General features: G+C 43.9%; 18 protein-coding genes. 1 reads left to right on the top strand and 17 read right to left on the bottom strand.

Features of this window, described 5'->3' with window-relative positions:
- Positions 1 to 123 precede the first annotated feature (123 nt).
- The 12 genes from SRRS_RS04995 to SRRS_RS04940 form a co-directional block, all read right to left on the bottom strand.
- Complete coding sequence (locus SRRS_RS04995) at positions 124 to 1,179, bottom strand: ABC transporter substrate-binding protein (protein ID WP_371366778.1); 1,056 nt, start codon at positions 1,177 to 1,179, stop codon at positions 124 to 126.
- Positions 1,180 to 1,192: 13 nt separating this feature from the next.
- Positions 1,193 to 1,975 (bottom strand): ABC transporter ATP-binding protein, encoded by a 783-nt coding sequence (locus tag SRRS_RS04990; protein ID WP_371366776.1) that lies wholly within the window; start codon positions 1,973 to 1,975, stop codon positions 1,193 to 1,195.
- Between the two features lie 27 nt (positions 1,976 to 2,002).
- Entirely contained in the window at positions 2,003 to 3,109 is a 1,107-nt protein-coding gene (locus tag SRRS_RS04985) for a FecCD family ABC transporter permease (protein WP_371366774.1), read from the bottom strand.
- A gap of 271 nt (positions 3,110 to 3,380) precedes the next feature.
- Entirely contained in the window at positions 3,381 to 4,148 is a 768-nt protein-coding gene (locus SRRS_RS04980; protein ID WP_371366772.1) for an SDR family NAD(P)-dependent oxidoreductase, read from the bottom strand.
- A 47-nt stretch (positions 4,149 to 4,195) separates the two neighbouring features.
- Complete coding sequence (locus tag SRRS_RS04975) at positions 4,196 to 5,317, bottom strand: ABC transporter substrate-binding protein (protein WP_371366770.1); 1,122 nt, start codon at positions 5,315 to 5,317, stop codon at positions 4,196 to 4,198.
- Between the two features lie 909 nt (positions 5,318 to 6,226).
- Positions 6,227 to 6,904 (bottom strand): redox-sensing transcriptional repressor Rex, encoded by a 678-nt coding sequence (locus SRRS_RS04970; protein WP_371366768.1) that lies wholly within the window; start codon positions 6,902 to 6,904, stop codon positions 6,227 to 6,229.
- Positions 6,905 to 7,054: 150 nt separating this feature from the next.
- Positions 7,055 to 7,648: a class I SAM-dependent methyltransferase gene (locus tag SRRS_RS04965; protein ID WP_371366766.1), complete on the bottom strand. Its 594-nt coding sequence runs from the start codon at positions 7,646 to 7,648 to the stop codon at positions 7,055 to 7,057.
- Positions 7,645 to 8,175: an ECF transporter S component gene (locus SRRS_RS04960; RefSeq protein ID WP_371366764.1), complete on the bottom strand. Its 531-nt coding sequence runs from the start codon at positions 8,173 to 8,175 to the stop codon at positions 7,645 to 7,647. Before SRRS_RS04960 ends, SRRS_RS04965 begins: the two co-directional genes overlap by 4 nt.
- Positions 8,176 to 8,194: 19 nt before the next feature.
- On the bottom strand, positions 8,195 to 10,228 hold the full coding sequence (locus SRRS_RS04955) for a TonB-dependent receptor plug domain-containing protein (protein ID WP_371366762.1): 2,034 nt from the start codon (positions 10,226 to 10,228) through the stop codon (positions 8,195 to 8,197).
- A gap of 204 nt (positions 10,229 to 10,432) precedes the next feature.
- Complete coding sequence (locus SRRS_RS04950; protein WP_371366761.1) at positions 10,433 to 11,128, bottom strand: energy transducer TonB; 696 nt, start codon at positions 11,126 to 11,128, stop codon at positions 10,433 to 10,435.
- 4 nt (positions 11,129 to 11,132) lie between these two features.
- Complete coding sequence (locus SRRS_RS04945; protein WP_371366759.1) at positions 11,133 to 11,543, bottom strand: ExbD/TolR family protein; 411 nt, start codon at positions 11,541 to 11,543, stop codon at positions 11,133 to 11,135.
- The gene (locus tag SRRS_RS04940; RefSeq protein ID WP_371366757.1) at positions 11,530 to 12,165 is read right to left on the bottom strand and encodes a MotA/TolQ/ExbB proton channel family protein; all 636 of its coding nucleotides are present in this window, start codon (positions 12,163 to 12,165) and stop codon (positions 11,530 to 11,532) included. Before SRRS_RS04940 ends, SRRS_RS04945 begins: the two co-directional genes overlap by 14 nt.
- Before the next feature lie 444 nt (positions 12,166 to 12,609).
- Between SRRS_RS04940 and SRRS_RS04935 the strand changes: the two genes are divergently transcribed.
- Positions 12,610 to 13,287, top strand: a complete 678-nt coding sequence (locus tag SRRS_RS04935) for a DUF421 domain-containing protein (protein WP_371366755.1) — start codon at positions 12,610 to 12,612, stop codon at positions 13,285 to 13,287.
- A 21-nt stretch (positions 13,288 to 13,308) separates the two neighbouring features.
- On the opposite strand, the gene SRRS_RS04930 is transcribed toward SRRS_RS04935, so the two are convergent.
- The 5 genes from SRRS_RS04930 to SRRS_RS04910 form a co-directional block, all read right to left on the bottom strand.
- The gene (locus tag SRRS_RS04930) at positions 13,309 to 14,922 is read right to left on the bottom strand and encodes a sensor histidine kinase (protein WP_371366753.1); all 1,614 of its coding nucleotides are present in this window, start codon (positions 14,920 to 14,922) and stop codon (positions 13,309 to 13,311) included.
- On the bottom strand, positions 14,919 to 15,611 hold the full coding sequence (locus SRRS_RS04925; RefSeq protein ID WP_371366751.1) for a response regulator transcription factor: 693 nt from the start codon (positions 15,609 to 15,611) through the stop codon (positions 14,919 to 14,921). Before SRRS_RS04925 ends, SRRS_RS04930 begins: the two co-directional genes overlap by 4 nt.
- Positions 15,612 to 15,782: 171 nt before the next feature.
- A complete protein-coding gene (locus SRRS_RS04920; protein ID WP_371366749.1) occupies positions 15,783 to 17,174 on the bottom strand; it encodes a tryptophanase in 1,392 nt (463 codons plus the stop codon).
- A gap of 168 nt (positions 17,175 to 17,342) precedes the next feature.
- Complete coding sequence (locus tag SRRS_RS04915; protein WP_371366747.1) at positions 17,343 to 18,725, bottom strand: amino acid permease; 1,383 nt, start codon at positions 18,723 to 18,725, stop codon at positions 17,343 to 17,345.
- Positions 18,726 to 18,835: 110 nt separating this feature from the next.
- Positions 18,836 to 20,437: a sigma 54-interacting transcriptional regulator gene (locus tag SRRS_RS04910; protein ID WP_371366745.1), complete on the bottom strand. Its 1,602-nt coding sequence runs from the start codon at positions 20,435 to 20,437 to the stop codon at positions 18,836 to 18,838.
- Positions 20,438 to 20,546: the final 109 nt, after the last annotated feature.

Here is a 20,546-nt window from a genome sequence, read left to right as displayed (position 1 = left end):
AACCTTCATGGCTTCTCTAAGTGTCATTCAAATGCCTTTTAATTCATTTCGGTACTGCATTCATGCAGCATTTATCCCCATCTAATTATGTCACAATTTTCACTTACTTGTCAATATAGAACATCAGGGATATACAATAATCCCTTTTGCTTCCACATTATAAAACTCTTTTTTCATCTGTTTATAAACTTCATAAGGGTCAATGTCCGAGAATCTGTCCGGATACATGGTTTTCACCATATATAACATACCAATAACACTGCCTTCCGGCGTCGTTCCAATATCCTGTGCCAACAAAATGACTTTGTTGTTTTTCACAGCCGCCAACTCATTCCAGCCAGGCCGGGAAATTACATTGTCATAAAGAGACTTCGCAGCTGCCTCGGCTGTGTAACCTTCTCCCATTGCCCGGTTATTGCTGGAAATGGTTTTTACAATAACCTGGGGATTTTTTTGCAGCACCCACTCGGCGCTGACTTTGGGGTATTTCACATTCTCCTGACTGGCAATATTGATACCGCCAGCCCTATTAACCAACTCATCGCCGCCTGTTCCCGGTGCTACAGTTGCATAATCGCCATAACCCTCAAAATATACGGTAGCCTTATCCTCTGATTTAATATCCTTGACCCGGCTTTCAATAAGGTTCCGGTACTTCATAATAAAATCAGCATACTTTTGCGCCTCAGCCTCTTTATTAAACAGTTTTCCTAATGTGTGAATTTCATCCAGTAAAATAGACGGCAGGTAAAATTCAAAAAATATTACCGTAATACCGGCGTCTTCCAATTGTTTTACCTGCGTCGGGTTAATCGTAGTATTCCCCAGCACGGCATCAGGCTTTGCCTCAATTATTTTCTCCACATTAGGCTGCCTGAACGTTCCAAAAACCGCCTTATTGGCCGCCGCAGGCTCGGTTTGCTGTGTACTGTCATTGACGCCGATAACGGAATCGGCAGCACCAATTGCCGTAATCATATTAAATGTTGAGGAATTTAAAGCAATTACCCGCTGCATCCTGACCGGAATCTTGATTTCTCTACCGGCTACATCTTTGATTGTTGCACTAGCTGCCGAAGAACTTACAGCTGGTTTTGCAGTTTCTGTCCGGCCACAGCCGGTAAATAGCAGTGCTGCCATAATAACCGCCAGAGCTGCCCAGATTGTGTTTTTTCTCATTTTTTACCCCTCTCTAACCTGCCGTTTCTGCAAGCGGTTCTATGGGTATAACATAATGGCCGTATTTAGTTTCGATAATAGCGGCCGAAACATTGTATACTTCCTGGATATTGTCTGCTGTAATAATCTCATTTGGTTTTCCCACTGCATAAATAGAACCTTGCTTCAGCATCACCAGAGTATCAGAAAATCGGGCTGCAAGATTCAAATCATGTACAACCACAATAACTGTCCGTCCCTCAGTCTCAGCCAATTGCTTAATGGTTGCAAAAACCTCAAGTTGATGTCTGACATCAAGGTTGCTTGTCGGTTCATCAAACAGGAATATCGCAGGTTGCTGCGCTAAGGCACGGGCGACAAATACTTTTTGCTTTTGCCCGCCGCTTAACTGATCAAGCGGCCGCTCGGCCAAATTTTCTATCCCCAAAAAATTCATAACCTGCGTAACCACCCGAAAGTCCTCGTCGCCGACTTCCCAGGCTACATGCGGTTTTCGCCCCATTAACACAGTTTCCAGTACGGTAAAAGAAAAAACATCTCTGGTGTTTTGTGGAACATATCCCATAGCTTTTGCCAACTCACGCGAGTTTTTCCCGGCAATATCCTTGCCGTCTAAATGCACTGTGCCTGTTTGCGGTTTTAATAAGCGAACCATGCATTTTAACAGTGTGGATTTTCCTGCGCCATTAGGACCAACAATACTCACAACTTGCCCCTGCTGTACATCCAGACTGACATCCTGTAATATGGGATGACTGTTGTAGGAAAAGCAGACATTTTGCACTGCAATATTCATGTTATCAACCTTTTCTTATTCTGGATTTTAGTTAAATTGTTTTTTCTTTAAAAGCATATAGAGAAAATACGGTCCCCCAAGCAAACCTGTCACAATACCAACCGGAATCTCTACCGGCGAAACGATTGTCCTGCCTACTGTATCTGCACAAAGTAGAATTAGCGCCCCCATGATACAGGAACAGGGAATTAAAAATCTGTTATCACTGCCGATGAGCATCCGGGATATGTGCGGCGCAATCAGTCCGATAAAACCGATGATACCGGTAAAAGCAACCGTGGCCGAAGCCGCCAGTGTGGCTACTGTAAGGCAAATAAACTGCAACCGTTTAATATTCACCCCTAGATTGGTCGCCACTGCTTCACCAGCCGCAAGGGCATTCATGTCCCAGGCGTAACTCACCAAAACCAGCATACAAATGCTTACAACAGGTACCAATAACCCAACCGACTGCCAGGTTGCTCCCCACATCCCACCCATCAGCCAAACAACAAGGTCTTTTAAGGCGTCATTATTGGAAAAATACTTCAAAGCAGATACTCCGGCAGAAAAAATATAGCCCAAAGCAACACCGGCCAGCACCAGCGTTGCCGGAGAACCACCCTTCATCCGGGCAAAACCAATAATAACGAAAATAGTAATAAAACCGAAAATAAAAGCATTAAAAACAATAAAATAGGGTCCCATACTGTCAAAATTGCTGCCAAATAAGCCTTTTCCCAACACAATGGCAATGGCTGCACCTAGGGATGCCGCCCCTGACATTCCCAGTGTGTATGGACTGACCAAGGGATTATGGAGAATGCCCTGCATAACAGCCCCCGCTCCAGCTAGGCTTATGCCAGTAAGAATAGCTAATAGGACACGCGGAAACCTAAGTTTCATTACAATGGTGTCAGCCAGATTATTGGTATATTCGTACTGAGTATAAAACACCTTATTACTGATGGACTTAACTACATCACTGACACTTATGGATGCTGTGCCAATCGAAATAGAGAATAGCACCAGCATAGTCAGAAACAAAATCAGTATAAATAAAATGAAATATTTTTTTCCTGTCTGCCTGACATATATCTCTTTAAGTTTTGCTGCACCAACATGAGTACAAACACTACTGCTAATGTCCGACAAAATTCTTCACCTTCCCCTTATCCGATGACCAAGTTTCTCTAAGATCCCGCTTATACAAGCGGATTAGTAATTCGACTAAACTTCAGATGGGTAAAAATAACCCACCTGAAGCTAACTCTCACTTTATTACTTATCTGGATATGCATATGCTTTTTATTCAAGCTAAACCCTTCGGGAATTCTGTATCAGCCTGGCAAAACAAGAGACGTGTCAGGTGATATATGTATAAAATAAAACAGCTCACCTTTTGCACGCCACTTTCAGACAAGGCTCAGCGTGCTGTCAAACCACCATCAACTGTCCATATAGCTCCGGTAACAAACGATGCAGCATCTGAAGCAAGAAAACAGACTACTTGTGCGACTTCTTCCGGCTTTGCAATTCGGCCCAAAGGATACAGATTTTTCAAAGATTCAACATATTGTTCTGAATCTTTAGCTTCAGATATTTGCCTTTCCAGCATAGGAGTTGCCACATCACCAGGACATATGCAATTCACGCGAATACCATATGGAGCTACTTCTAACGCTAATGCTTTTGTAAAAGCGATAATTGCCCCCTTCGCTGCGCAATAAGCTGTACATAGTAGATTTCCGTTGAGCCCAGCATCAGAAGAAATATTGATGATCGCACCACTTACTGCTTTTCGTAATTCGGGCACAGAAAACTTCGAGATAAAATATGTCCCCTCAATATTTGTGCTTATAACAGAATGCAAGTCCGCTACTGTAGTCTCAGCTATCAACTTTTCCAAGTAACACCCTGCCGAATTTACGACTATGTCCAAGCATCCATAATAAGCTACTGTACGCTGTACAATCTGCTGACATTCATCACACTTTGCAACATCACCCTGAATAAATATTGCAGCCGCACTTATTTCTTTTAGAACATCTAATGCCTTTTCCCCCTTGGTGGAATTACGACCATTTATTGCTACTTTGGCACCAAGCTGCAACAGCAATTTAGCTACTGCCAAGCCAATCCCGGAAGTTCCTCCTGTTATTAGGGCTACTTTGCCATTTAAATCCTCAGTCATATATAAGCCTCCTTAAGCGCTCCTGGACAGCCCAGATGTTTGCCACCCTATGTATTATGCTCCTCAGGATAACCCCAAGTCCCTTGCAGCTTTAGTCTCCAAAACCTCTCCAGCATTTCTTGGTGCAGAGCCTGAGGGTCAAGATCGGCAAAAAGTTCCGGGTGGAGCCAGCGGGCATAGTAATACAGACCAATAATCTGTCTGGGCCCGGCACACATTTTGGAATGAATAATATATACCCTGCCTGCTTTGACTGCGGCAAGATTTTTCAGGCCTTCCCGCTGCATGATTTCTGTCCGAACCTGCTGCAGGGATTCTTTAGTAGGTATGGCAGCACGGTCAGCATTGCGGAAAACCTTAATGATAACATCCGGATTTTTCTCCATTACCCATTCCACACTGACAATAGGCGCTCTGACTGATTGCTGCCCTACACAGTTTATCCCGCCAGACAATGCAAATTTGGCTTCTTCAGAGTTACCCATCAGAAAAGTTCCCCAAGGGGTCTCCAACGGCATTTTGCCTATAGATGTAGTTTGATAGGGAATAAATGATTCGTAAAACACCTTAGGCAGCTTGTCCTGCGGCAGTTTTTTCGTCCGTTCTTCAATCACAGCCATTTTTGTCTGAATAAACCGGCACAGTTCTTGTGATTTTGATTGTTGATCCAGCAGCTTTCCCATCTGCCCGGCAAAGAACTGCAACTCTTCAAAGGTCCAGGCTCTAAAACACAGAACCGGTATCTGGCATCGTTCCAGTTCGTCAATCACTTCTTTTTTAGTCCATTGATAGGCTATGACCAAGTCCGGCCGCAATTCCAGAATCTTTTCCAAATCAGGTGTTACCGAAGAATTTCCCACAGATTGTTTGCCTCGCAGTTCAGTGAAATCTTCCGCAAGCGGATTACAGATACCGACAATCCGGTTTCCGGCATTCAGTGCACAGAGCACTTCGGCTGGATAACCGTTCAAAACCACTATTCGTTCTGGACTCCGAGGGAAAATTACCTTTCTGCCTGCCTCATCCTCAACTGTTATGCCTGCCGTCATTACCTGGGTTACCTCCGGTAACCCAGGTCCGGCGGCTGGTTTAACGTTTGTATAAACCAGCACTACCGCGCCAGATAACAATAGCGCAAATATCAGCCAAATCCCTAGCCTTTGTTTCATTTTTTCGCATTCAACCTAGCTCTAACTTCGTTCATCTTAGCATTCCAGTCGGCAACATCTTCTGTTGTCATAACATCTACAGCTCCTCCTTGGAAATCGCCCTCTAGCCACCCCTCTACTTCCAGATAGAGAGATATTTACTGCGTCTGGCACCAGTGTATTGCTTATTATGAACAATACACCTATCCTGCAAAGCAATGATGCGCTGCACCTGTTTAAGAATGTCCGGCTCATGAGTAACAATAATAAGTGTTCGTCCCTGTCTGTTCAGCTTTTTAAAAGCACACATAGAGGGAAACGGTAGTATTTTCTGTCATTTTGTACATTATCTTTGTGTCTGCCTACGTTTTCGGGCGCTACGGTGCTTTTAGTCACCTTGGCATCAGTGTGTAATTAATAAAACTACTCCAGGCATCATTTATAAGCTTATTCAAGCCAACTTCTAATCCGTTGATTCTTGCCTTACCGGAGTTACATCTATTCGCACCTCGTGCTTTTGAATAAATTCATCATCTACCGGCCTTGCAGTAAAGCCTCCTTGAAATAAATATAGCCATGATAAATAAACATACCCGCTCGTGCAGATTCTGTTCACCGTCATGGCTAACGATATCCATAATAATTCAGTTACTGCCAAACCAAAAATAAAGAAAACACGGCTCGCGCCAAGCCTTGGTGAAAGCGGAAGCCGAAAGTTGCACTTTCTGTTAGAACAAAAAAGACCATGAAAGATAGTCGTGTTCCCAAGACTATAGCCTTCATGGTCTATTCACTCTTAATTCTGTTGTTTCAACGTAGAAACAGTCTTTACCTAAATAGTAGCTTCAGCTACCAACTATGTTACATTTTACACTTGCTTCCTTTCTCTGTCAACGAAATTTTTGTCAATTATCTAATCAATTTGTCAATTCAGATTATATTTTTTGTTGAACAAGGGTATTTTTCAGCTAATCCGGTACTCAGACTATAAGACAATTGACTAAGGCATGAAGTAACGTTCATCTGACTAAGCGAAATATGCTCAGGTACACATACCGATACAGCGGAAAAATTGGCAATGCCTTTGATTCCGGCTTTTACCATACTATTAACTACCTTCTGCGCCTGTTTATATGGCACTGCGATTACCCCAATAGAAATATGGTGGGACCTAATCAATTTTTCCAAACTCGCAGGCGGATTTATCGTCAGCTGCATCCCCGGAACTTTGTAACCGCCATTTCTTTTATCCAAGTCAACAATTGCAGCAAATTCAAACCCAGGCGGAAGCAGTTCCCGGTAGTTCCCAATACCGGTCGTTGGGATATCATTACCAACAAACATTGCCCGCCATACCGTATTATAGCCCATTATATGACCAATCCAGGACAGTAGATAATCTACTTCATAACCTACGCCCTTAGTACCAAATCCGCCAAAATAGGCTAAATCCCGCCGAATCACCGAAGAGGCAATCCCTGTCCGTTTGCTTAATTTATTAGAGGCAAACAACACTTCTCCCTCATCCTTCATCTTCTTTAATGTATTATAGTATACCGCCATTCTGCCAACAGTCAGCTTGGATACATCTTCCCGCGCCTTAACCATTTCCTATCAACTCCTATAATGTTATTAAAAGAAAAAGGCATGAACCAGCAAAACATCGCCGGTTTCATACCTACGCTTACCTTTCGTTGTCTTAATTTTTGTTAGTTTCCGTTCTGCGCAAATTTCCTATTTGCGCAATTCTTATCATAACTAACCAGCTTTTACAGCTTTAATAAAATAGCGATCATCGGCATCCAACACTTCTGTGACTTGATATCCAGCAACTATCAGCCATTTTCGCAAGGTTTCCCCCGATACCAGGCGATCATCTTTAACCACCTGACTGCCTTGATGGATAGCATTAACCTGCTGTCGTGAAATATCATGCATAATAACTAACATTCCACCAACCTGCAGGTAATTGTGGACAAGGTTCAGAAACTGCTGTTTGTCCTTGATATGAGGAAAAAAGTTAAAGCATATCACGGCATCCATAGCACCTTCAGGCACAAACTCCATAATATCGGCAACAATAAAATTGATATTGCCCAGACTGTCATACTTTTCTTTGGCTTTATCCAGCATATTAGCGGAAAAATCTACGGCCGTGATTGAACCGGCAGAACCAATCGCTTTCTTAATAAAAGGCAGCAATATCCCTGTGCCGCTGCCGGCGTCCAGTACTTTTTCCCCCTGTCCTAACCCGGCCAATGCCACCAGCTCGGATATCTTCCTGGCATCCGCTAACCGGGTGGTATCCCAGGAACTTGCCAGCATATCGAAAAATACCCGTTCATCAATCATAAATTTTCACCTGCCTTAAATAATCCTGGAACAGCCTCCAGCCTTTTTACCAACAACGGGACAAATAGCATTTGAATTACAATTCCGGGTAAGCCCGTAGTAATTGCCCCGATAACAAACAAGAGCGGCTTAAGGTTAACGCCCAGTATGGCTACCATCCCGGCTACGGTTAAGCCAGCCACCAATCTCCCAACCGCCATAGCACCTAACAGTGACCAAATTAGCGGCAGCCGCTGCTGCCGGTAAAGATATCCGGTCACTGCCCCATAGGTTCCCAGTTCGGCTGCCATAACAGGCAACATCGGCATTAACGGCGGCATACCGGTAGTCAGACTGCTAATAAGCGGCGTCAGCACCCCAACAGCCAGACCACCTTTCATCCCCAATAGCAAACCCGCTATCAATACCGGGATATGCATTGGCAGAAATATTGATCCTGCCCCGCCGCAAAAGTGAAAGGCGACAGGAAGTATTATCCCAAAAGCAATTAACACAGCAATATTAATTAATTTGCGAGTATAGCTCATGCTGCACCTCCACTATCGACTATATTTTTTGCGTCAGGCTGACATAGTAGGAGCGTCCTGGTAAAGGATAGCCAATTTGTTCAACATATTGTTTATCAAAGAGATTATCGACATAGAGGCTAACCGATCTTGTCTTATCGAGTTCACGGACTATTGCCAGATTGTGCGTTGTATAACCGCCGATTTCCCTTATAGTATTATTATTATAGAGTGCCTTCTGCGAACTTACAAAGTTTACACTATAGCGCAGTTGCCACGGCTTGGCATCATAATTATAGGCAAAAGCGGCTTTATGACGCGGCCGATAATCAAGCTCCCCGGCCAGCCCGGCATTGGTTAAGTCGGAACCCGCCTTAGCCGTATGCTGGTTGGTATATGTAAACATAATTTTATTGGCATCATTGAGCCTATAGACATTCTCCCACTCAGCGCCCCACACCTTGACCTTATCGATGTTGTAGCACCAGAAGGGGAACGTGTGCTGAAAGTTAATGTAATCATTAATATCTTGACGATACAAAGTAACTTTTGTTTGGTACTTATCACTGACTTTTTGTTCTGCCCCGATTTCATAACTGTATCCTTGCTCAGGCTTAATTTGTTTATGATATCCGGGATTATTGACATCCGGCCCGGAATTGGCGTTATACTTCATGCCCCACCAGTAATACTCGGCCATGGATGGAGCCCGCCATAATTTGTTTACAGAGATAAAGGTTGTTGTCGTATCATTATTTTTAAAGGATAAACTTATTTTTGGTGAAAGTTCTCCGGTATCAAAATCCCGCATCATAGTGGCTCTGGCATCATCCTGACTGGCAGACAAGTGGTCATATCTAAGTCCCAGATAAGCCGACCATCTGTCGTCGATTTTGAAGCTGTCATCGATATAAGCGCCCCACAAATCAATCTTCTGGGAAGGGTATATGTCATTTGCTTTTTTCGGGCACACATCAAAATAACCATAGCCATAACGCAGTTGCTTATATTCACCGCCATAACCGATAGTATGAGCCCCGGCTTTCGTTTGTCCGGAAAAACCAATGCTGTCTGATTTATCACTTACCACCGTTCGGTCAAGCTCAATTTTGGTTCCTTCGGGGTTAAAATTGACTTCCCGCCGTTTTTCATCATTTTTCCAGTAGTCCAACCGCCAATATCCTGTTTCGGTATTATGTTTATAGCTTAAATCATAATAAGTATTATACTTTTCCCAAAAAGCTCCCGGATTCGGCTTGGTAAAGATTCCTGCATCCGGCGACAGCATTTCCCCGTCACTCACCGGAAAACCCGGATCATAATTTGCCCCTGGCTTATTTTCCATAATAAAACCACGTTTGGTCTCGGTTCTGTTAACCCCAACGCTAATGGTATCCTTTGCGGTAATATTATAACTTAGTCTTAGTCCGTATTGGTCGGCATCATAGTCATTGTTACGCAAAAAAGCATTGGCTCCCGTCTTGTTGGCGATTACATGGAAATTCAACTTATCCGTTGAGCCAGCATAATTAAATAAATAATCATACCGTCCCCGGCTGCCTCCCAGGATATTAATTTCGCCGCCGTCTGCTCCCTTTTCCCGGGTAATAATATTAATTACCCCGCCCAGTGTGTTGCCATGGGCAGCTGATTTGCCGCCTTTGATAATTTGGATCTTCTCAACGATATTGAGCGGAATTGTTGTCCAGTCAACATACTGGCCGCCCATAACCCCGGCTGCATTAATCTGTCGGCCATTTAAGAGTACGGTATACCGTCTGGCATCAAACCCCCTTAGCTTTACCGTAGTATCCTGATTATCACCGGCTCCTGCCCGCTGCTGGATATCAATCCCGGCAGATCCCCGCAATAATTCCGGAATTGTGCTTGCTTTTCCCGGGCTAACTGTTTTAACGCTGATCGTTGTATCAGCGTTATCTTTTTTTACGTTTTCGGCCTGGATAACAATTTCTTCTAAACTATACGTAGGCGTTTCCTGGGCTGCAACGGGTATTCCCGCCAGCATTACACTGGCTACGGCCGCAATTGCAAGTGCTTTCTTAGTCCGTCTCATGCGCATCTCTCCATTACTTATTTTTCAAAATAAAAAAAGGTATAAAAACCTAGAGGATGCTATCCCCGAGCGGTTTCATACCTTTATTTCAACTATATATGGTTGGCTTATAAGACAAGATTTCTTGTACAAGCTTTCACAACTTGCATTACAAGAATAATTTTACATTAGTGTAATAATTTTGTAAACATCTAATTTGAATATTTAATCTAGCCGGAATCGTACCGGCAACCTGGTAAAACACCGCATATTGTGCCCATTCTCGTCTTGGGCCGGCACAAAACGCCATTTGCGGACTGCCCGCACAGCCGCTTCGTCCAGTGAACTCCGTCCCGAAGAACTCACTACCTGCACGGCACCCGGACGGCCGTTTTCCAAAACTTCAATACTTATGTATACCGTACCTGTAGCACCGTCCTGCCTGGCATCTTCCGGATAAACAGGTTCCACACTACTTAACACCCGTGGCCCGATTTTTTGTCGGGGAGCTGCCGGCGCGGAATTGCCTGAGCTGCCTGATCCAACTGGTGCTACAGCAGGTACGGCATCATCACCAGAACCTCCTGACGCCCCCGTTCCCGTAGATGGACTATAGCTTTCGGCTACCTCACTCTCAGTACTTGCCGGTACACTAGAATTAACCATGGGCCTTTGGGCGGCGACAGACTGCACCTGCTCGCTCTTCACAGATTGACTAATTTGAGTAGTACGCGGGGTAGTAACTGATACAGGAGCCGGTTCCTTTATAGCTGCATTACTGATTAATTCCATCTCGATATATTCGGGCTCTGTTACCTTGCTAAATATAGCGCCTGCCAACCAGCCCGCAGCCAATATTACCAGACAGTTAATCAAGCAGGAAGCAATCAAACCCTTCCGTAAGTAAGAGTTACTTGTCATACCCTCACCTCTGCCCTTGATCGGTCGCTACAGCCACTTTTTTTACTCCAAGAGATTTAAAATCATCAAGCACCTTAACAACGCGCCCATATTCTGCTTGTTTATCAGCCCTCAGCACAAAGGCAGTATCGCTCTGCTGGGCAAGCTGAGCCTGAATTCGTGCTTTGAACAATTCAGGTGGCAGTTGTTCTTGCCCGATATAAATAGCACCATCACGGGCAATTGTTACCGTAACGTTCTTGGCAAAATCAGTCTGTGATGTGCTGGCCTGCGGCAGATTGACAGGCAAAGTCCGCTGCTCCACCATATATAATGTACTCATCATAAAAAAGACCAATAGGAAAAAGATAATATCAATCATCGGAATAATCATGAGTTTGGGCTGGCGCTCAACTCTCATATTACGCAGTTTCACGGCGGTCACTCCGTCTCTTAGCTTCAATTAACATAGAACCGTATTGCTCCATGTCATTAACGATAGTATCCAGCCGGTGACTAAAATAGGTGTGGACAATGAGAGCGAGTACAGCTACACACAGCCCGGTGGCTGTAGCTACCAGAGCTTCGCCTACACCGCCGGTAATGGCGTGCGGCTGGCCGGACTTGATTGTCATGATACTGAAGGAAGAGATCATACCGATAACCGTCCCCAGTAAACCTAACAGCGGCGCCATGGTAACAATCGCATCAAGATACCCCAGCCGTTCCCGCAGTCTGGCAGCAGACTGCGCAGCAGAGTTGGTCATCGTGCTCTCTAAATCGCAGGCATCAAAACTTATATTAGCCAAACCACGTGCCAACATTTGTGCCGTAACACCTGAGGCGCCTTCACATACCCGTTGTGCGCCCTGCCAATCCCTATTTTCCAGCCGGGGAGTCAATTCTGTTATCAGGCTGTTTGTGTCTGTCGCCGACTTGCGGTAAATTAAAAACCGTTCAACGGCAATTGTCATTACTATGAGCGAGCAAAGCAACAGGGGATACATAACAAGTCCGCCTTTTTTGAAAAGTTCAATGCCGTTTATAAAAAGTTCCATCACCCAACCTCCTATTCGATAAAGTAGCCTTGCCATTTGGTGGTATGTTAGGCACCTGATGGTTAGCTGCCCTTATCCCGTCTAAAAAAGCTATACTGCCTGTTAAAGTAAGAATAAGAAACTTGCCGGGACAAAATAAAACCACAAAAACATACGGTCAATTCATAACCATATACCTTCGTGGTTTCCTATTCTGTCATTATTTTAATGTCTTTTCAAAAACTGCACGTTCACAGCCTTCTTGACTGTATTTGTTAAAATAATAACATACTTTCCTTATTTTGACAAGATAAAATAAGACAATCCCTTAGATATTGTTCGCAACTTATCCCAATTTTCCCACTAATAAAAAGTGTCCTTTTGCTCATCATATAATAGCACCATTTGAACCAAGCGCCCTAACGCTAACAATTGAACAACTTGTTACTATAAAAGGGGGCAGCCATGTCTGAAGCAATCGAATACTCACTTAGAACAGCCTTGTCCTTCTTTCTTTTGCTCCTATTAACTCGTACCTTTGGCCGGAAGCAGCTTGCCGAAATCACTTTATTTGATTTTATCAGTACAATTACCCTGGGTACGCTGGCGGTTTCTTCCTTAATAACCCCTATTTTAAACCTTGTCACAGGCCTGATTACTTTAGCCGTATGGGCCGGTTTAGTTATGGTAAGCAATTTTCTTAGTTTAAAAAGCCTGCCTGCCCGTAAGTTTCTCGAAGGCGAACCGGTAATGGTAATCCATAATGGCCAGGTACTAGAAAATAATTTAGCCAAGACCTACTATACTGTCAACGACCTATTGGCTCAACTGAGGATTAAAAATATCTTTGATCCGTCAGAAATACAAATCGGCATCCTGGAGGCCAATGGTGAACTGAGCATTTTAAAAAAGTCAGATCTCCAGGCATCCGTCCCAGCGGCTATGAACTATACCGGCAAAGAACTCATTATTGACGGGCAGATTATTGACACAGCGTTGCGCCGGGCTGGTCTTACCCGGCAATGGCTGCAAAACGAACTAAAAAACCGCTCAATACCAACGGTTGCGGAGGTAAGTCTGGCTATTATCACACCTTCCGGCAAAGTCTATATTGACCTGAAGGATGATGAATTTGAAAAATAACGGTTCTGTATCAAACGGGCTTTACCGGAACTTGATCGTAAAAATCGTTCCCTGCCCTACTGCACTTTTCACTTCCGGTATAGCATTATGAAAATGTATTATTTCTTTTGCAATAGCTAATCCCAATCCTGTGCCGCCACCGGCCCGGGTATGCGCCTTATCGCCTTTGTAGAAGCGTTCCCACACATAGGGTAAATCTTCCTCCGGAATACCTGCACCCGTATCGGCTACCACCAGTGTTACCAACCCTGTTTCTGCCGTTACACCTACGGTAACCGTCCCACCGGCCTGAGTAAATTTAAGAGCATTATCCAGTAAAATGACAACAAGCTGCGCCAGGCGATCACCATTCCCGTAGATATCAGGTATACCTTCGGCAATATTAGTGACAAGGTTAATTCCTTTGTCCAAGCTGCGCTGTCTAAATAAGGTCGCAATATTATCAACAATCTCCGGTAAGGCAATTGGTTGGGTTTCCAGTGTTAGAGTACGCGCTTCCAACTGACTTAGGTCTAACAACTCGGCAATAAGTTTTTCCAGACGTATAGCCTCATCCCGCATAATCTGATGATATTTTACTGCCTGCTCCGGATTATCCACCGTACCGTCCAGCATCGCTTCGTTGTACCCGCGCATAATCGTTAACGGTGTTCTCAGTTCATGAGACACATTGGCCACGAAATCCCGCCTAAGTTTATCGGTTTTTTCGGTCTTACTCACAAACGCGCGCAGGGCTTCGGCTAATGAATTAAGAGACCGGCTCATATCACCTACTTCATCGTTGGTTTCTACCTTGGCATGAACGGAATAGTCCCCGTCAGCCATGGACGAAGCTACTGCCTGCATGGATTTTAAGGGTCGTATAATACCTGTTGCCAAATAATTGACGATGAATATAGTAATAAGTACAACCACTGCGCCTGAGGCCGCAATATACCAATAAATCCGGTTTAAGAAACTTTCAAAGCCCGCTAAGGGGGCATGTATCAGCACCGTTCCCTGCATGTTACCGCTTGGTTTAACGGGAACCCCGACCACCAGCATGTTCTCTTCATAATACGGATGATAAAAGGTTTTAGCCCAGGCTGTTTCTCCGGTATTTTCCACCTGCTGTTTAATAATATCCAACCCACGAATATCCTTTAGATTCCGCACCTGCTGCGGCGGTTCCGGGCTGCTTTGAGGCGCTAGTTCTCCGCTCATCCCACGCTGCATCATCCTATTGCCATTGTGCATGCCGTGATGCATCTCTGCGGGGTTATCTCCCGCTGGCGGCCCTAGGGGGCTTTTTTTCATCATCCCTGCCCGGGGTGGGCGGCCGGCAGGCGGCATAGGCTGCTGCTCCTCAGAGGCTGCAATCAAGTTTTCAGAAGCATCGAGTACCCAAACCCTGGCACCGAGCAAACGGTCAATACTATTGATAAAACCGGCAAGCTGACCAAAATTGATCTGCCCGGCATAATAACTTTCAACGACCCGCGCGGTCTCAAACGCTTTATCGGTAAACTCCCGCTGTTTGGTGGCAATAAAGTAATCCCTGATAAGCACAGAAACACCGGCAGACACACTGGCCAATACCAAAGCTACGACAATAATAAAACTGCCCAGCAATTTATGCTTTAGCGATAATCTCACGGTTTCACCTCAAACTTATAACCAATTCCCCACACAGTCTTGATGTCCCAGGGAGAATCAGCGGGAATCCCCAGCTTCTTGCGAATCCGCTTGATATGAGTATCGACGGTACGAGTGTCGCCGCAATAACTATAATCCCAGACGCTCTCCAGCAATTGTTCCCGCGAAACAGCAACGCCGGGATGCGAAGCTAAATGCCACAACAGCTCCATTTCCTTATTGGCTAGCGCAACTTCCTCCCCAAAGGCAATTACCGTATGTTTAGCCATATCAATTAGCAGATTGGGATAGCTCAATGCCTCCGCCGGCTTCTCTTTCGGAGCTGATTGACGACGTAAGACCGCTTTAACCCGCGCAACAACCTCCCGGGGATTAAACGGCTTTGTTACATAATCGTCCGCCCCGATATCGAGCCCCAAAATGCGGTCATCATCTTCCGCCCGGGAAGTCAGCATAATGATAGGTATCTCTGAAAATTTCCGGATTTGGCGGCATACTTCCAAACCATCCAGCACCGGCATCATAATATCTAATAAAATAAGATCAGGCTTTTTTTCCTGATGTTTAATCAACGCCTGCGCTCCGTCAGCCGCTTCCGTTACTGTAAAACCTTCTCTAGTCAGATAAAGAGCCAGCAGCTCCCTAATAGGTTGTTCATCATCTACAATAAGTACGGTTTTTCCGGTCAAAGTTATCACCTCTCTTTAAGCATATCATAGCCAGAGAGGGAAGAAAACATAGCTAGGCAAACAGAGCGAAAAACTCCCTAAGCGAAAGGAGAAAATGCGAAGGACTGACAACGTATAAAAACGATGTCAGTCCTGTGTAATTCAAAACACTATTTACTATTTACGTGCTTCTTAGCCTTCGGCAGGTGCAAGGTGAGCCTGGAAGTGGCGAAGAATTGGCGGTTCCCAGCTAATTTTGTAACCATGTTTAATCTCATGTGCTCTTTCTTTAATGGCGATAAGAGCGTCAGCCATAATATCAATATGGGCCTGAGTATATACACGGCGTGGAATAGCAAAGCGGGTAAACTCAAAATCCGCCTTAAGCTGCTCTTTGGTATCAGGATCGTTGCCCAGCATATAAGATCCTATATCACAGGTACGAATGCCTGCTTCCTTATACAACTCAATGGCAAGAACCTGACCTGGGAACTCATAGTAAGGAAGCTGCGGGAACATGGCTTTCGCGTCTACGAATACACCGTGGCCGCCAACCGGCGCCTGGTAGGCAATACCTGCATCATCCAATCTGGCTGCCAAATATTCCATCTGACCAATACGATATTTTAAATAATCTTCATTAAGTCCTTCATAAAGACCAATGGCTAACGCTTCCAAATCACGTCCGGAAAGGCCGCCATAGGTTGTAAAGCCCTCAAAAGAAATACACCGGGCCTTGATTGGCAGAATCAGCGGAGAATCTGCATTCTTAACGCCGATTAACCCACCCATGTTTACTATGGTATCTTTCTTGGCAGACATAGTAAACATATCGCCACAGTCAAACATGGCTCTGATGATTTCTTTAATAGACTTGTTCTTAAACTCTTCTTCACGCTGTTTAATGAAATAGGCATTCTCGGCATAACGTGCAGCATCAATATTAAGAGGAATATTGTATTTCTTACAAACAGCCGCTACGTCGCGAACATTCTGTACAGATACCGGCTGGCCGCCGGCAGAGTTATTGGTAACGGTCATAACAACAAGCCCAACATTTTCCGGGCCTTGTTCCAAAATAATTTTTTCCATTTTTTCAACATTCATATTGCCTTTGAAGGGAGCTCTTTTCGTAGGATCTTTTGCTTCTTCAACAACACAGTCGATAGCCCGTGCCCCGCACAGTTCAACGTGAGCCCTGGTAGTGTCAAAGAACATATTGGAAATGGCGACCTTTCCTTTTTCCAGCATTGTCCCAAAAAGAACCTTTTCAGCGGCACGCCCCTGGTGAACAGGCTGGATAAAGCCATAGTTAAAAATATCTTTACCTGCTTCAACCAGCTTGTAATAGCTGCTTGAACCGGCATACGCCTCATCGCCCCGCATAACGCCTGCCCACATTTGGTCAGACATGGCATTGGTTCCCGAGTCTGTCAACAAATCAATGTAAACATCTTGTCCAGCAAGATTGAATAAATTGTATTTTGCTTCTTTGATTTTTTGTTCCCGTTCCTCACGGGTAAGCATTTTAATTGGTTCTACCATCTTAATTCTAAAAGGTTCCGGAATATACTTAATTGCCATAACGAATTCCCCCATTTTAAAATTATAGTTAATTTCTTATATGTATTTAAAGTAAGCAAGTATTGTGCCAAACAAATAATTGCAACATAAACAGACATTTTCAAACTCCTGATAAAAAAAATTGACAAGTTTTCTTATCATCTCGATAAGAAAACTTGTCAAAATAACTTACTTTCCTATGCTGTTACTGATATTTGAAGGTAAATATCTTTGCTTAAGCTTAAATCCAATCCATAAAATGACCAGCCATAACGGCATAATATATACCGACAATTTCATGTCTTCGATTTGCAGCATTAAGACAATAATCATTGCTAAGAAACCTAAACAAACATAATTTGAAAGCGGATACAGCGGGACTTTAAAGTCCAATTTTGCCGCATCAGCACCTTTGACGGCACGAAACTTAAGGTTGGCAATAATAATCATAGCCCAGTTAATAATGGCCGCTAAAATTGCAACCGAAATTAAATACATGAACACTTTTCCCGGCAGCAGATAATTTAATACCACGGCAACCAGCGTACAGGCCGAAGAGGCTAGAACGCTTGTAACCGGAACACCCTTATTATTTAACTTGGCAAACAACTTAGGCGCGTTTCCTTGCTGCGCCAACCCATACAGCATGCGGGCATTGCTATAAATACCGCTATTATAAACTGATAAAGCAGCCGTAAGAACTACTATATTCAGGATAGTAGCGGCTGACGAAATACCCATTTTTGAAAAAATCTGCACAAACGGACTTCCATCTAAGCCCACTTTGTTCCAGGGATAAATAATCATTAATACGGTTAAGGCTCCGACATAGAAGATGAGAATTCGCCAGATTACCTGATTAATCGCCTGAGCAATTGATTTTTTAGGATTGTCGGCTTCGCCGGCGGTAATCCCAATTAGTTCAATCCCCCCGAAAGAAAACATGACTATGACCAAGGAAAGCAGCAGTCCCCATACTCCGTTAGGCATAAACCCGCCATGGACCCAAAGATTATCGAATCCAATAGCGTGGCCGCCTAAACCTATACCTGTAAAGATCATCAAAAGCCCAAAAACAATCATACCAACAATAGCGGCTACTTTAATGATAGCAAACCAGAACTCAAGTTCCCCATACATCTTAACTTCAATTAAATTTAACAACGTTATTACCACCAGACACACTAAAGCCGATACCCAGTGAGGCACTTCCGGCCACCAATAATTAATATAAATACCTACTGCAGTTAATTCAGCCATGCTGACAATAATGTAATTAAACCAATAGTTCCAGCCGGACAAGAACCCCGGAAACTCCCCCCAGTACTTGTAAGCAAAATGACTAAAGGAACCGGAAACAGGCTCGTCCACCGACATTTCGCCAAGCATTCTCATAATGAAAAAAATTACTGTTCCACCGATAAGATACGAGAGCGTAATTGCCGGTCCTGCTAATTGAATTGTTTGAGCCGAACCATAGAATAGGCCTGTGCCGATTGCTCCACCAAGAGCAATCATTTGGATATGACGATTTTTTAATCCTCGATGCATGCCATTGTTTTCTGAATTCATTTTTCGCTCCTTTCGCATTTTTGGCAAAAAATAAAAAACTCTGATAATTCAATATATGCAATTTATATGCCAGCAGCGAAAAAAACTCACCTGAAGCTAACTCTACTTTATCAAATTTTGTACGCATGGATTTTATTTAAAATCGTGGTGTTTGACACCCCTAACACTTGTCCGGCCTGCCGGGATGACGGATATTTCTTTAAAACCTGTGAAATCACTTCTTTTTCAACACTGGCTACAATATCCTTTAGTTGCGGCCATTCACCCTCAAGCGGAATTTCCACCTGGAATGCTTGCTGTTTGCCTAAAGTAGTTTTAATGCTATTATTCACATTTGTTATATCTGTCCAGGCAAAAATATGCTCAGGCTGGATTTCCGCGGCATCCGTCAAATTAATTAACCGTTCCAGGGTATTTTCTAATTGCCGGACATTGCCCGGCCAGTCTTGCACCATAAACAGTTCCAGACTTTCTTTGCTTAAATAAACCTCGGGTTTATTTAACTTTTTACAAATTTTCCGGATTAAATGCTGGGCAAGCAAAGGAATATCCTCTTTTCTTTCCCGCAGCGGCAAAATTCTCAAAGGAATAACATTAAGGCGGTAATATAAATCCTCCCGGAATTGACCGCTAGAAATCATTTCTTCCAAATTTCGGTGGGTAGCGGCTATTATGCGTACATCTACCGCAATCTCCTTACTTCCTCCCACCCGCCGGATTGTCCCCTCTTGCAGCACACGCAGCAGTTGGACTTGCAGGCGCGGTGAGATATCTCCTACTTCGTCTAAAAATAACGTTCCCCCGTTAGCCTGTTCAAACAAACCTTGCTTCCCGCCTTTAGCCGCACCCGTAAAAGCACCTTCTTCATAGCCAAACAGCTCACTTTCCAAAAGCGTATCTGTTAATGCCGTACAATTGATTGCAATAAATTGATTACGGCACCTTAGGCTGTTTGTGTGAATAGCGGTTGCAAACAGTTCTTTGCCTGTGCCGCTTTCTCCGCGTAATAATACAGTTGAGGCGCTCTTGGCTACCGTGCGCGCAGCGGTTATAAGCTGAGTCATTTGGCGGCTTTGATGCACAATATCATCAAAAGTAATTAACTGTCGTCTCTTATCCGCCTGCAGAATTACTTTTTCTACTTGATAAAAATCTTGGATGGTAGATACAACTCCGATGATCCGCCCTTGATCATTCTTAACCGGGACACTGCTTGTGAGAAATTGTATAGTTTTGCCGTCTTTCCTTATCTTTCGTTCTTTCAATCGGCATGGATTACCAAGCCTTAGTGTTTCAAGGACCGGTGTATTTTCACCCAGCACTTTTTCCACACCTAGACCTTTGACCTCTTCCGGAAGGCAATTAAATATGTTGCAGGCAACTTCGTTAATATGCGATATCTTCCCATCCTTATCGATAGCAAGCACCCCTTCGCTAACAGAGTCAAGAATAGTTCTTAATTCATGCTCCTTTTCCTGATAGGGCATTTGATTGCGAAAGGTAACTGCGGTAATATTATTCAATGCCTTTAGGTCTGCTACTAATTTTTGAACCTGCTCATCCAAAGCACACTGAAACTGAATAACCATTCCATGTTTAGGAAGTACCTCCATGGCTATTTTATCAATGCCATTGTTTTCGGTGATTTTAAATATCTCATATCCTAATCCCGGGCGGTCCGTAAAATCAATCTGGATTATGAATTCCGGCATTGCCTATCTTCCTCTCATGTATAATACAAGTTTCATTCACAATTATTATATCAAAAATTGTAATTATCTGCCGGAGAGTTTGTCATTGTTAGACTTTCGCAGAAAGCAC

The sequence above is a fragment of the Sporomusa rhizae genome (genome assembly GCF_041428845.1).
Taxonomy (GTDB): domain Bacteria; phylum Bacillota; class Negativicutes; order Sporomusales; family Sporomusaceae; genus Sporomusa; species Sporomusa rhizae.
Note: the sequence above shows the minus strand (reverse complement) of the source record. Positions and strands in the feature narration are given on the sequence as shown.